Origin of the sequence: Micromonospora siamensis, assembly GCF_900090305.1 — a bacterium.
GTDB classification, from domain to species: domain Bacteria; phylum Actinomycetota; class Actinomycetes; order Mycobacteriales; family Micromonosporaceae; genus Micromonospora; species Micromonospora siamensis.
In genome coordinates this window covers 3,379,076-3,391,679 of record NZ_LT607751.1, presented here as the reverse complement: position 1 = coordinate 3,391,679, position 12,604 = coordinate 3,379,076, and the positions used below count along the sequence as shown (strand labels likewise).

Below are 12,604 nucleotides of genomic sequence, written 5' to 3'. Positions count from 1 at the left end.
CCGGTTCAGTCCAGGTCGCGCAGGCCCAGCCGGCCCCGGGCGCCGAGCACGACCAGGCCGACGCCGGCGCCGGCCAGGCCGGCCCAGAGCACCCAGAGCGGGACGCCACCCCAGAGGGCGGCCGAGGACCGTTCCCGGTCGGGGATGACGCTGTACGCCTCGTCGCCCACCGCGTTCGCCTCGACCTGCCGTGGGGGCTTCGCCCCGTCGAAGGAGTCCCAGCGCAGCACGGCGTCACCGGTGTGCCGCCGCCCGTCGGCCGTCCACGTCGACCCTTCGCACTCGGTGTGGTCGGAGGCGTGGATGCTGCCCCGGTAGACCTTCTCGTGGACGGTGCACCGGTCGGAGAGCGTCACCGTGGTGCGGGTGCCGTAGCGGGCGGCGTACTCGTACCCGAACTGCCAGCGGGCCAGCAGGCCGGCGCCGGCGGCCAGCGCGAGCGCGAGCCCGACGAAGAGCGCCACCGTGGCGACCGAGGCGGCACGGTCCGGCGGGCCCGCGGCGACCACCTTGAGCTGGGCGAGGTACGCGACCGCGCCGATCGCCAGCGCCACGCCGATCGCACCGAACAGCCAGGTGTTCCCCGCGCACAGCGTCAGCACCACGCCGACGCCGAGCAGCACCCTCGTCGCCCACAGCCGCAGCGGCAGGGTGTCCCCCGCCGTGATCGACGTGCTCAATGTCCCGCTCCCCCGTTCGCCGCCCGCGTGTCCACTCACGACGGCGACAGCAGGATAGACCAGCGGCCCGCGCCGGGAGGGCCCCGGCTCGGCGACGGCCAACCGGTGGTTCCCGGCCCGTCGCCGGCCGGGCCACCACCCCGACGGGTCCACGGTCAGCGCCGAAGCTTTGTAGGCTGCCGGTCAGTGGCCGGGCGTCTCGGGCGCCCGGACAGGAAGTCGATGGACCTCGACCTCCGGCCGGTGTTCCCTTCGCGGGCGCGATGGCGGGCGGTCACACGGGGAGGGCCTGTTGGCATCGAAGACGTTGGCGCTGCTGGGTCCGCTGCGGGTGCGGGTCGGCGGCGAGCGGGTGCCGCTCGGCGGCACCCGCAGCGAGTGCATCCTGGCGGCCCTGCTGCTCGACCCGGGGCGGACGGTCTCGATCGACCGGCTGATCGCGGCCGGCTGGGGTGACCATCCACCGACCAGTGCCCGAGCCCAGGTGCAGAACCGGGTGGGCACCCTGCGTCGGGCGTTGCGGGCCGCGCGCCCGGGAGGCGACATCATCGTCACCGAGGGCACCGGCTACCTGGTCGACCTCGACGGCTGGGAGCTCGACCTGCGCCGGTTCGACGAGGAGATCCGCCGGGCCGAGGTGTTGTCCGCCGCCCGCCGCGTCGCCGAGGCCAGAGCGGCCCTGGGGGCCGCGCTGAAGCTCTGGCGGGGGCCGGCGCTGGACGGCCTGGAGACCCCACCGCTGGCGGCTGCCGCCGTACGCCTGGAGGAACGCCGGCTGACGGCGCTGGAACGCCGCATCCACCTCGACCTGGACCTGGGCCGGCATCGTGACCTGGTGCCGGAGCTGACCGAGCTGGCCGGCGCGCACCCGTTCCGGGAGGAGGTGCATGCGCTGCTCATGCTGGCGCTGCACCGCTCGGGTCAGCGGGTCGCGGCGCTGAACGCCTACCGCCGGCTCCGGGCGATGCTCGGCGAGCAGATCGGGGTGGAGCCGGGCGCACGGATCCGTACCCTGCACGAGGCGTTGCTGCGCGGGGAGAGCGCCCCGGCGGTCCGGGACGCCGATCCGGCGGTGGACCGGCCGGGTGACCCTCGCGGGGCACCCGGCCGGTCGCCCGGTCCCGCCGTCAACTCGCGGCGGTCACCTGGTCGACGGTGTTGCTGGTGTAGAGCAGGGAGCCCCCGGTCTGGGCGTCCCACCACTTGATCCGCGCCCGGTAGGACGTGTTCGCCGGCAGGCCGGTGCGGTCGCAGGTGACCGTCTCCGGGTTGCCCGCCACGTACTGCCGGGGACCTTCCAGGAAGTCGGATCCGCTGGTACGCCAGGAGGCGCAGGACACCCAGCCCACCTTCTGCGCCGGGTCGACCCGGGTGCTCCACTGGATCGTCGAGGCCGTCGGGGCGGCCGGTCCCGCGGTCGTGGTCATGGTCGGGGTGCCCGCGAAGAGCGTGCCGGTCACCGCCTCCTTCCACGACTGGATGCTCGCGGTGTCGCCGTTGAGGTCGTACTGCGGCCAGCCGGTGGCGTCGAAGTACGTGACGAAGCGGGCGTCGGCCGTTCCGCGCATCCACCGGGCGATCTCCCGGAGCATCGCCGGACGGTTCGCGTGGTCGTCGACGCCGATCTCGGCGACCGCGTACGGCTTGCCCTCCGAGCGGGCCACCTCGAGACCCGGACGGTTCGCGTTGTGCGTCGCCATGGTCTCCGAGTTGGCCACGTCGAAGTTGTAGACGTCCCACGCCATCACGTCGACGAACGCGGCGCCGGGGTAGTAGTCCCGCCAGTTGCGGCCGCTCTTCGGGTCGAGCGTCCAGTCCATCCAGATGGTGGTCGCGTACAGGCGCGAGTTGCCCGCCTGGTCGGCCAGCCCCGCGATGCGCTGCCAGGCGGCCCGGTACGCGGCGGCGGTGAACGCGCCGTCGCGGATGTCGTCCTCCGGCTCGTGGTAGTAGGACCAGAAGATGTCCCGGTCACGGGGCGCGGCGGCGAACCAGGAGCGCAGGTAGTCGTCGGCGGCACCGGTGAGAACGGTGTCCGCGTCGTACTTGAAGGACACCACGGTCGAGCGGCCCGGGGTGTTCAGCTTCGCGTCCGTCCAGGCACCCGGCGCGCCGGGGTAGAACACCCGCAGCACAGGCAGCGTGCCGTAGCGGGAGACGGCGTTGGCCAGCGCCTGCGTGAACGTCTGCCCCGACGGCTGGTACACCGACGCCCCGAACACGGTGGGGGTGCTGGCGTGCGCGGGTGTCGGCAGGGTGACCAGGGCGACGGCGGCGGCGGCGAACATGGCCATCAGTCGGCGCATGTCTCTCCTTTTCGCGGGGATGGGCGGCCGGGTGGCCGCCGGGGGAATCATCCGCCGGCCCGCCACAGATCCGTCACAGGTCCGCCACAGGCCCTCGCCCTACGCGTGGAACCGCTCGAACATCACCTCAGCGGCGGTCCGCGAGGGCGTAGGAGGCCGCGGCGGTGAGGGCCGAGACCGCCAGCACCGAGGGCCAGGAACCGATCCGCCGGGCCAGCGGGTGGGACAGGCCGAAGGCACCGACGTACGTGACGACCAGCGCCGCCGTGACCGCCGGGCTGGTCCGCCGGGCCCACTCCCGGCCGGCCAGCACACCGCCGGCGGCGAGGACGAGGCCGCCCAGCGGGCGGTTGCCGGTGCGGCGGGCGAGCTGCCAGCCACCGATGAGGGAGCCGGCGGTGGTCGCGGCGGTGGGAACACGCATGCAACGACCGTACCCGCCGGTGGGGCGTTCGGCGCTCACCGCAGCCAACCGAGGAAACGCCGGTGCAGCGTGCCAGCCGGCGCCCAGCTCAGGTCGGCCGTGGCGCGTACCAGTTGCGCGCCCAGATACAGCGCCAGGGAGACGGGCGCGTCCGCGTACTCGGCTCGCAGTTCCCGTCGTCGGGTCGCGCACGGCCACGGCGCGCCGCAACCACCGCAGGTCCAGATCGGCAGCACCGGCCCGTGGACGCTCACGTCCCGACCCCCAGGAACCGGGCGGTCACCGCGCGGGCCTGCCGGCTGGTCACCCACTCCACCTGCCAGCAGGGGTACGGAGTCAGCCGCGCCCACCACGCCCGGCACCCCGCGCACATCCCGTCGATCCCGCGTACGTGCACGGCGAGGATCCGTCGCTCCTGGTCGATCACCGGGTCTCCCCGCCGGGCCAGTGACCGCGACCGATCGGCAGCCGGTGCCGGACGTGGCAGGGCAGGTCGGCCCCGCACCGGCAGACCCGCCGCCACCTGCGCCAGGACCAGACGGGCCGGTGCCGCCGGGCCAGGGTGAGCGCCACCGCGAGCAGGAAAGCGTCATACATGACGCGCCCGCTGGCCTGTTCGGGCTCCATCTGACCCGCTTCGGCCAGGGCGAGGATCCGGCGTTTCGCCGCTTCCTGCTCAGCTCTCTGGATCTGCTGTCCCACACCTCGCCGGAAAGCGTTTCTCCGACCACCCATCCCCACCTCCGCAGGTAAGGGCACGACAGCCGGTCGGCAGAGGGCCTGACCGCGTCGCACCCGAACCGGACACTAGGGCGGTTCGGTGATCGCGGAATTACCGCTGGTTATGACGCCAGGTTGATGCCCAGACGACTTGCGAGCAGGCGCAGCTCGTGGGGGACGGCACGCCGCTTCACCCGCTGCGCCATCGTCACGACGGCGTCCTGCGCCAGCGGGTTCAGCGCGAACGGCACGGGTGCCGCCTGCTCGGCGCGGACGAAGGCCGCCAGCGCCTCCGGGTCTCGGCCGGACTCGGTAAGCGCCCGGCCGAGGTCGAGCCAGTACGACGACTGCCGGATCGACGCGGTGAGCACCTGCGGCCGTACCGTCCTGGACAGCTCGATGACCCGGCCGGGCTCGCCCGACTCGGCCGCAATGGACATCTGCCACAGCCCGACGTTGGTCGGCCCGAATCCGCAGCCGTTGAATCCGGCGCCGTCGGGCGGATCCCCCAGCGTGGCCGCCTCGCGAGCGGCCTCGACGAGATGGTCCTGAGCAATGTCCGACCGCCCACTGACCGTCGAGGTGAGCGCGGCGGAGAGATGCAGCTGGCCGAGCATCTGCCGGACCCGCTCGTCTTCGGCACCGGTCTGGAGCTCGGCAAGCGACCGGTCGGCAGCCCGGGCGGCCAACGCCGCCGACTCGATCGGGAGGCTCTGCGTGTAGGCGAACCGGGACGCGCCAAGCCACGCCTGATCCTCGGCGTGCTCGGCGGCGGCCACCGCCACCCGTGCGGCATTGAGCGCTAGGTGCCGATAGCCGAGATTCCTCAGACACGTCGAAGCCTGGTACGCGACTTGAGCGAGCACGGTTCCGCCGACGGCGGCGGCCTCCAGCAGCAGGCCAGGCAGCATCCGGGCCATGGCCGGATAGTTGGAACGGTTGCGGAGCTGGTCGCTGCGCGCGATATTGGCGGCCAGCTCGTCCCGGCTCCGGGTCAGCGGCCGGCGTTCGCCATCCTCGATCTCGATGAGCGCCGACCAGATCGCCGGAACGCAGTCGGCGGCCCGCTCCCGGGCCGGATCCCCGGTCTCGCTGCCCTGGCCTAGCAGGTCGGCCACGGTCACCTGCAGTGCGGCCGCGATGGCCACCAGGGTCGAGCGCCGGTCGACGGCCTTGCGGCCGGATTCGACCTGTGAGACGTACGACTGGCTCACTCCCGCCAGTCCGGCGAGAACGGCCTGGCTCATACCGCCCCGGCGCATCCTCCAGTAGCGGATCCGCGCGCCGATCGTCTCGGCCCTGTCGCCCATACCTTCGCCCGCCTCCCTGCTGGAGGTGTGTAGAGAACCGACGAGCCTCGCTCGGCTCGATCGGCCATCACTCGCACGGTACACCGGGTCACCTCGACACCCACCATCTGAAGTGGTCGTTGCGACGCTGCCGTCCTGAGCCCGCACGGAGCTGGCCACCGTCAACCGCCGCCGCCCCTACCATCGGGCACGGCGACCGACCACTCAGCGCTGCCCGACCGCCGACAACGAGCGGGTCTGGCATCCTGGGCATGCGTGGGTTCTTCGCGGTTGGGAGTCGAAGGCTTTCCAATCTGGACTGTGCTGGTGTGGGCGCCCCGCTCCTGGCTCTTCACGGGCACTACAACGAAGCGTCGGCATTCGCACCGCTGGCCGAGGCGTTGGCCCCCGTTGGCGGGTGATCGCACTCGATCAGCGCGGGCACGGAGCGTCGGACCGCGCCGAGAGCTACGAGCGTGACGACTACATATCCGACGTCGCCGCGTTCCACCAGCGAGCACCAACCGCCTCGGTCGGGGTACTTGGGCGACTACGCTAGGCGTACGCCAGCACGACATACAGGGTCGTGGCCAAGGCGACCAGCGCGCCCAATTGAATGAACATCGCAATGAGAAGCAGTAACGCCTTCTTGTTGTTGCCCGCGCGCATGGTGAGGACGGTCAAGACGTTCGTGTTCGTGATGTTCTTGCTGGCGACTTCCTCGCTGTCCTTCATGTGCTGGGGTATCGCGGACAGGGTCGAGCCATCGGCCACCCGATACGCGAAGTTGTACGTAGCGAGGATCCCCAGAAACGCTGCTACAGCGAACAGAGTCAGCGTCACGACCAGCGGCAGCAACGCGGCTTGCGGAAGCTGGTACTTGTCCTGGCTGGTGACGAAGGCACCCAACGCCGCCAGTAGGGTTACCAGGCTACCGGACGTGGTTACGACGGACTGCCCGCGAGCGTCAATCGACACCCGGCGGTCACGCTCAGCCTTGAGTTCCTGCTCGACAAAGGCGGCCAACTTCGCTCCGCCGTCGGTCAATCCTCAGACCTCTGCTCCTGCCGCGGACTCCGGTCGCCAAAGTTGGCCCTGCTTGGCGGCCGGGTGTTGCGGACGAGTTCGGTAGTCATCCAGATCTCCGGGTCCGGCTGCGGTGGCACCGCCTCAGGCTTTGGCGGTGCAGGCGGGGGTGGTGCCGGCTGCGGGTTCTGGCCATCCTCGGACATCCGGGACTCCTCCGGGTGGGACGGGGTGCAGAGCTATACCCGCCCGCCACCATACAGCCCCGCGCGGCGGCACGTGTCGGTATCCGGCAGTCGTTGCAGTCGTACATATGATCGGTACTTGGCATTCCGTGGGCGGGGTTCACCACGGCAAGGCCAGATACCCTAGGAGAGCTGTGGACATCAACACCAAGCGGAAGCTACGAACGGCCTTCATGAACTGGCTGTTCGCGACCACGGGCGGCAGTCAGTTGCAACTAGGCGAGGCGTCGGAGTTCCGAGTGCCGCACGGATGGGCGGGCGAGAGGCCCAGCGAGAGCGACATAGAGGACGTGATCAGATTCCTGGAGGGCGAGTATCTGGTCCAGGCCCACTGGAGCATGGGCGAGTTGCCGTCGGTGCAGCTAACCCACGAGGGCATCCGGGAGATGGAGCAGCTGCTCTCCGAGCCGACCGAGCGGACGGAGCACTTCGTGCCGCTGGTAAACATCACCAACATCCACGGCTCGGTGATCGGCTCGCAGATCCAGCAGGGCAGCCCAGGCGCGACGCAGACCGGGCACATCGAGGTCAACCAGCGCGACAACGCCGAGGCGTTCATCACGGCCGCGCGGAAGATCCTGGGAAATGACAACTTGGACTCGGGCACCAGAGCTCAGACGGAGGCGGATCTAGCGGTCATGAGCCGTGAGCTGGAGAGCCCGACTCCTCGGTGGCCAATCCTCCAGATGTTCGGCACGTCCGTCCGCGACAGCTTGGTCAAGGCGGCCGGTACCGCTGCCGCTGCCGGCATCCTCACCATTCCTTGGCCCTAGATCCACATCTGCGAAGCTTCACGGGGAGGGCCGCATGGACACATCGGAAGCGATCACGCTGCTGGTCGCGGTGGTGAGCGCATTGACCGCCATCGTGGCGGCACTCTTCGCCGGTTCACAGGCAGTCGCCGCAACTGAGCAGTCCCGCTACGCCCAACAACAGCTCACGCTCGCCGAGCAGGTCCGCAAGGACCAGGCCCAACCGTATGTCTTCGCCGACCTCCGCTCGGACGAGCAAGAGCCAGTGAAGGTCATGCTGGTCGTTCAGAACACCGGCGCGACCGTCGCCAAGAACGTCCGGGTGCGGTTCGATCCGCCGCTCTCCTCGGTCGCCATGCCCGAGTTCACAGAGGAGATGGAGGAGGTGCTTGATGGCCAAATCGCCACCCTCCCGCCCGGCCGGACTGTCAAGTGGTTCTTTGACATCAGCTTCCAGCTTTTGAACTCACCGGATGCCCCTCGGCAGTACACCGTCACCATCAACGCTGACGGTCCGTTCGGCCCGGTCGAGGAGCTGAGCTACGTCATCAACCTCAACGATGTCCGGCGCAGCGATTCGGCTGCCCCAGCTCCGAAGAAGATCGCGAATGAACTGGAGAAGGCGCGCAAGGCGCTCGACAAGATCGCATTGCAGCAGCAGAAGAAGATAGCTGGCCACCTACCCGCTACGGCGGTCCCACCTCAGGCGGGAAGCTCGTCAGACTCGCTGGAGTCCGCTCCCGGTACGGAGTGACATGTGCTGCACCCCCAACCGCCTCGGGTTGGGGGTGCGAGCGTCAGCCGGTGTAGGCCCGGGGCGGTCCGCCGAGAGCATGGCCTCAAACCTCTTGGTCGGATCGCCCGCGCCGGCGAACGTCAGCACCAGCTCCTTCACTGCCCGGCCAGGGCCGTAGGTGGTCACCCACTTCGCGCTGACCAGCGCGACGTTGAGGTTGACCTCGGTGCGGGTCGGTGGGTCATCTCTTTCTCCTTCTGTTGGGGCTACTGCGTACCGGTCGGCCGCAGAGGTCGTACGTTGCTCGGCTGGGGCTTGGGCACCGCAGGTCGAGCCGCGAAGATGTGCGGCGCATACTCATCCGGCAGGATCAGGTGGGCGTAGAACTTCTGCGTGGTCTCATAGCTGGCGTGGCCCATCTGCTCCGAAAGCCGCTCGATCTTTCCGCCCGCGTCGAGCCAGAGCGCGCCCGAGCCTCCGGCGACAGCATGCCGAGCTGAAGCTGACGGACCAGGAACGGACCCAGGATCTTGCCAGAATCGATGGATTCCTGGCGCCTGCCCTGCTAGTAGTGGTGCCCCCGGCAGGATTCAACCTGCGACACCGGTTCAGGAAACCGGTCGGCGTTCGGGAGCGCGCACCGCTAGGCTTCCGGCCGTGTCGACGATCCTCTCGGTCAACCTGGCGGTGCCGGAGCCCAACCCGGCCAAGGGCGTCGGGGTGACCGGCATCAACAAGCGGCCGGTCGACCACCCCGTCCAGGTGCGGGCGCCCGGGCCGAAGACCATCGGGCTGCACAGCGGCCTGGTCGGTGACCAGATCTTCGACGTCGAGCACCACGGCGGTGACGACCAGGCGGTCTACGCGTACGCGCGGGAGGACTACGACTGGTGGCAGGCGCGGCTGGGTCGCCCGCTCCCCGACGGGCTCTTCGGGGAGAACCTGACCACCGAGGGGGTGGACGTCAACGGCGCGGTGATCGGCGAGCGGTGGCGCGTCGGTCCCCGGTTGGTGCTCCAGCCCACCTTCGGCCGCATCCCGTGCGCGACGTTCCAGCACAAGATGGGTGAGCCCCGCTGGGTGAAGACCTTCGCCTCAGCGGGCCGGCCCGGCGCGTACCTGCGGGTGTTGGAGCCGGGCGAGGTGCGGGCCGGTGATCCGGTGACCGTGGAGGATCGTCCGGCGCACGGGGTGACCGTCGCGCGGGCGTTCCGGGCCTACCTGACCGAGCCGGAGCTGTTGCCGGAGCTGCTCGCGGTCGACGGGCTGCCCGACGGCCTGCGGGACGCTCTGGCCGAACGGCTTCCCGGCCGGCGCTGACCGAGGGGCGGGGGCCGTCAGCCCTGCCGGGTCGGTCGGATGGTCAGGTCGCCGATCTCGACGTCGTGGGGCTGGTCGATCACGAAGGCGATCGCGTGGGCCACTGCCCTGGGGTCGATCCCGAGGTCGGCCATGTTCTGCCTGGTCCGCTCCCGCACGGCGGGGTCGTCCACGGCGTTGTCGATCAGTTCGGTGCGGACGTAGCCGGGGGAGATCGACGTCGTCCGCAGGACCCCGGTCGTACTCTCCTGCCGTAGGCCTTCCAGCAGGGTGCGGACGGCGTTCTTCGTCCCGGCGTACACCGCCTGGGTGGGGACGATCTTCAGGCCGGACGTCGAGACGACCGTGACGAGATGGCCACTGCCCTGGCGGGTGAACACGGGCAGGGCGGCGGCGATCCCGTGCAGGATGCCCTTGACGTTCACGTCGACCATCGCCGACCAGCCCTCGACGTCCAGGTCCGCGACGGGGCTGATCCTGCTGATCCCGGCGTTGCCGACCAGGACGTCCAGCCGGCCGAAGCGCTCGACGGCGAGGTCGACCAGCGACTGGAGGTCGGCGGGTGTCGTGACGTCCACCCGGGTGGCGGCCGCCCTGCCGCCGGCGGCTTCGAGCTCGGCGACCAGGCGGTCGAGCCGGTCCGTGCGGCGAGCGCCGAGGACGACGGACGCGCCGAGTGCGGCGAGGTGGCGAGCCGTGGCTTCGCCGATCCCGCTGCTGGCGCCGGTGATCGCGACGACCTTACCCTGGATGGTCATGAGGCTCCTCAAGCTAGACTGGACACATGTCCGGTTACTTCGACCACTCTAGCGGACACGTGTCCGCTTCCGCCAGCGGCACCGCGCCACGCGCCGACGCGCGGCGCAACCGCGAACGGATCCTCCACGCGGCCCGCGAACTCGTGCACGAGCCGGGCGAGCTGAAGCTAAACGCCGTCGCGAAAGCCTGCGGAATCGGACAGGGCACCTTGTACCGGCACTTTCCCACCCGGGAGGACCTGCTCGCCGAGGTGTACCGCCAGGAGGTCGACGAGCTGGTCGCCGAGGCACCGCGACTGCTGGCGGCCCGCCCGCCGCTGCAGGCGTTGGCGGCCTGGTTCGACCGGGTGGCCGCCTACGCCAGGGTCAAGCGCGACGTCTTCGCCGCCGTCGAGGCGGCGACCTGGCGTGACCTCGCCGCCCACAGCCTCGGCCCGATCGGCGAGTCGATCGAACTGCTGCTGGCCGCCGGCCGCTCCGCCGGCAGCATCCGCGCCGACGCCGACGCCCGCGACGTGATCGTTCTCATCAGTTGGCTGACCCGCCTGGACGACGCCGAGCTCGACGCCCGGGGGCCGCGTCTGCTGTCGATCCTCGTCGACGGCCTGCGCGCACCGAACCGCTGAACGCGACGCCTTTCACGGGCCAGCCAACTGGTCGCGGCGACGGACCAGGTACGCCGTCTCGGCGGCGTTCCCGGCCGACCCGACCGCCCGGTCGTACGCCGCCCGGGACTCCTCGACGCGGCCCAGCCGGCGCAGCAGTTCGGCGCGGGTGGCGTGGAAGGCGCGGTAGCCCTCCAGCGGCAGCCCGTCGACCTGCGCCAGGGCGACCTGCGGGCCGTCGAGTTCGGCGACCGCGATCGCCCGGTTCAGCCGTACGATCGGCGAGGGGTCGAGGCGGGTGAGCTGGTCGTAGAGGACGACCACCTGCGACCAGTCGGTCTGCCGGACGTCGGCGGCGTCGGTGTGGACGGCGTTGACGGCGGCGAGGATCTGGTAGCGGCCGGGCGGCCGGCCGGCGGCGACGAGCGCGCGGACCAGCGCGTGCCCCTCGGCGATCCGCCGGCGGTCCCAGAGCCCGCGGTCCTGCTCGTCCAGCGTGACGAGTTCGCCGTCGGCCGACACCCGCGCCTCGCGGCGGGCCTCGGTCAGCAGCATCAGCGCCAGCAGCCCGGCGGTTTCGCCGTCGGCCGGCAGCAGGGCCCGGACCAGCCGGGTCAGCCGGATCGCCTCGGCGGTCAGCTCGGCGCGGATCGGTCCCCGCCCGGGGTCCGAGGCCAGGTAGCCCTCGTTGAAAATCAGGTAGAGGACGGCGAGCACGCCGGTGACCCGGGCCGGCAGATCCTCCCGCAACGGCACACCGTACGGGATCCGGGCGGCTCTGATCTTCGCCTTCGCCCGGGTGATCCGGCGGCCCATGGTGGCCTCCTCGACCAGGAACGCGCGGGCGATCTCCCCCACCGTGAGCCCGCCGACCATCCGCAGGGTCAGCGCGACCCGGGCCTCCATGGACAGGGCGGGATGGCAGCAGGTGAAGATCAGGCGCAGCCGGTCGTCGTCGACGGCCCCGAGCGGTTCGGCGGGGTGGAACAGCATCAACGCCTCCCGGTGCTTCTCCTCGCGCCGGGCCTCGCGCCGGAGCCGGTCGACGGCCCTGCGGTACGCGGTGGTGGTGAGCCACGCGCCGGGATTGGGCGGGACGCCGTCGACCGGCCAGCGCCGCACCGCCGAGGCGAACGCCTCGGCGGCCATCTCCTCGGCGACGTCGAGGTCCCCGAGGCGGCGGGCGAGGGTGGCGACCAGCCGGGCCCACTCCTCGCGGTGGACCCGGGTGATCACCGCACCGGCGTCGGTCATTCGCCGAGGAACGGCCGCAGCTCGATCCGCCGGTTGCAGCTCCTCGACCCCTGGGCGGCGAGCCGCAGCGCCACGTCGAGGTGGGGCGCGTCGACGATCCAGAAGCCGATGACGTGCTCCTTCGACTCGACGTAGGGGCCGTCGGTGAAGACCGGTTCCCCCTGCCGGCCGTCGACGACGGTGGCCGTGTGGGGCGAGGTCAGGCCACCGGCGAACACCCAGTGGCCGTCGGCCCGGAGCCTCGCGTTGAAGACGTCGATCGCCGCCATCTCCTCGGCGGTGGCCAGGTCGGTCGAGTCGTGGAGCACGGACATCAGGTACTGCGCCATCACCGATCATCTCCTGTGCACCGTCGGCCGCCCGGTCGGGCCGCCGTTCACCGCTGCTACGACCGCCTCCCCCCGGATCGGACACCCGCCGTCGCGATTCTCCGGGTGGTTCTTCTCCCCGGCAACGGATTCAGTCGCTCCCGTGCCGCTGCTGGTGCTC

The 12,604-nt window shown here is 70.9% G+C and carries 14 protein-coding genes and 1 pseudogene; 5 read left to right on the top strand and 10 right to left on the bottom strand.

Annotated features, from left to right (window positions below; all coding sequences use genetic code 11):
* Positions 1-5: 5 nt before the first annotated feature.
* Positions 6-680: a hypothetical protein gene (locus GA0074704_RS15565; protein WP_088971183.1), complete on the bottom strand. Its 675-nt coding sequence runs from the start codon at positions 678-680 to the stop codon at positions 6-8.
* A gap of 292 nt (positions 681-972) precedes the next feature.
* Here GA0074704_RS15565 and GA0074704_RS15560 point away from each other — a divergent pair, with 292 nt between their 5' ends.
* The gene (locus GA0074704_RS15560) at positions 973-1,887 is read left to right on the top strand and encodes an AfsR/SARP family transcriptional regulator (RefSeq protein ID WP_231926459.1); all 915 of its coding nucleotides are present in this window, start codon (positions 973-975) and stop codon (positions 1,885-1,887) included.
* Here GA0074704_RS15560 and GA0074704_RS15555 read toward each other — a convergent pair.
* The 6 genes and pseudogenes from GA0074704_RS15555 to GA0074704_RS15520 all read right to left on the bottom strand — a co-directional run bounded on the left by GA0074704_RS15555 (position 1,808) and on the right by GA0074704_RS15520 (position 6,466).
* On the bottom strand, positions 1,808-2,986 hold the full coding sequence (locus GA0074704_RS15555) for a glycoside hydrolase family 26 protein (RefSeq protein ID WP_157743699.1): 1,179 nt from the start codon (positions 2,984-2,986) through the stop codon (positions 1,808-1,810). The two genes, GA0074704_RS15560 and GA0074704_RS15555, sit on opposite strands and share 80 nt — an antisense overlap.
* A 127-nt stretch (positions 2,987-3,113) precedes the next feature.
* The gene (locus GA0074704_RS15550; protein ID WP_088971181.1) at positions 3,114-3,410 is read right to left on the bottom strand and encodes a hypothetical protein; all 297 of its coding nucleotides are present in this window, start codon (positions 3,408-3,410) and stop codon (positions 3,114-3,116) included.
* A 35-nt stretch (positions 3,411-3,445) separates the two neighbouring features.
* Entirely contained in the window at positions 3,446-3,664 is a 219-nt protein-coding gene (locus GA0074704_RS15545) for a hypothetical protein (RefSeq protein WP_088971180.1), read from the bottom strand.
* Positions 3,661-3,984: pseudogene (locus GA0074704_RS29770) on the bottom strand (hypothetical protein); the annotation flags it as partial. The pseudogene GA0074704_RS29770 and the gene GA0074704_RS15545, both read right to left, overlap by 4 nt.
* 268 nt (positions 3,985-4,252) lie before the next feature.
* Positions 4,253-5,440 (bottom strand): helix-turn-helix domain-containing protein, encoded by a 1,188-nt coding sequence (locus tag GA0074704_RS15530; RefSeq protein ID WP_088971177.1) that lies wholly within the window; start codon positions 5,438-5,440, stop codon positions 4,253-4,255.
* 534 nt (positions 5,441-5,974) lie between these two features.
* A complete protein-coding gene (locus tag GA0074704_RS15520; protein WP_088971176.1) occupies positions 5,975-6,466 on the bottom strand; it encodes a hypothetical protein in 492 nt (163 codons plus the stop codon).
* Positions 6,467-6,824: 358 nt separating this feature from the next.
* On the opposite strand from GA0074704_RS15520, the gene GA0074704_RS15515 reads away from it, so the two are divergent.
* The 3 genes from GA0074704_RS15515 (at position 6,825) to GA0074704_RS15505 (ending at position 9,498) form a co-directional block, all read left to right on the top strand.
* A complete protein-coding gene (locus GA0074704_RS15515; protein WP_088971175.1) occupies positions 6,825-7,463 on the top strand; it encodes a hypothetical protein in 639 nt (212 codons plus the stop codon).
* A 34-nt stretch (positions 7,464-7,497) separates the two neighbouring features.
* Positions 7,498-8,196 carry a COG1361 family protein gene (locus GA0074704_RS15510; RefSeq protein ID WP_088971174.1) on the top strand — a complete coding sequence of 233 codons (699 nt, stop codon included), beginning with the start codon at positions 7,498-7,500 and terminating at the stop codon, positions 8,194-8,196.
* Between the two features lie 639 nt (positions 8,197-8,835).
* Positions 8,836-9,498: an MOSC domain-containing protein gene (locus tag GA0074704_RS15505; protein WP_088971173.1), complete on the top strand. Its 663-nt coding sequence runs from the start codon at positions 8,836-8,838 to the stop codon at positions 9,496-9,498.
* A gap of 17 nt (positions 9,499-9,515) precedes the next feature.
* Here the strand turns inward: GA0074704_RS15505 and GA0074704_RS15500 are convergent, their stop codons facing one another.
* Positions 9,516-10,256: an SDR family oxidoreductase gene (locus tag GA0074704_RS15500; RefSeq protein ID WP_088971172.1), complete on the bottom strand. Its 741-nt coding sequence runs from the start codon at positions 10,254-10,256 to the stop codon at positions 9,516-9,518.
* A gap of 26 nt (positions 10,257-10,282) precedes the next feature.
* On the opposite strand from GA0074704_RS15500, the gene GA0074704_RS15495 reads away from it, so the two are divergent.
* Entirely contained in the window at positions 10,283-10,882 is a 600-nt protein-coding gene (locus GA0074704_RS15495; RefSeq protein ID WP_088971171.1) for a TetR/AcrR family transcriptional regulator, read from the top strand.
* Between the two features lie 12 nt (positions 10,883-10,894).
* Here the strand turns inward: GA0074704_RS15495 and GA0074704_RS15490 are convergent, their stop codons facing one another.
* Together GA0074704_RS15490 and GA0074704_RS15485 are read right to left on the bottom strand one after the other, a co-directional pair.
* Positions 10,895-12,115 (bottom strand): RNA polymerase sigma factor, encoded by a 1,221-nt coding sequence (locus GA0074704_RS15490; RefSeq protein WP_088971170.1) that lies wholly within the window; start codon positions 12,113-12,115, stop codon positions 10,895-10,897.
* Positions 12,112-12,444: a YciI family protein gene (locus GA0074704_RS15485; protein ID WP_088971169.1), complete on the bottom strand. Its 333-nt coding sequence runs from the start codon at positions 12,442-12,444 to the stop codon at positions 12,112-12,114. Before GA0074704_RS15485 ends, GA0074704_RS15490 begins: the two co-directional genes overlap by 4 nt.
* Positions 12,445-12,604 lie beyond the last annotated feature (160 nt).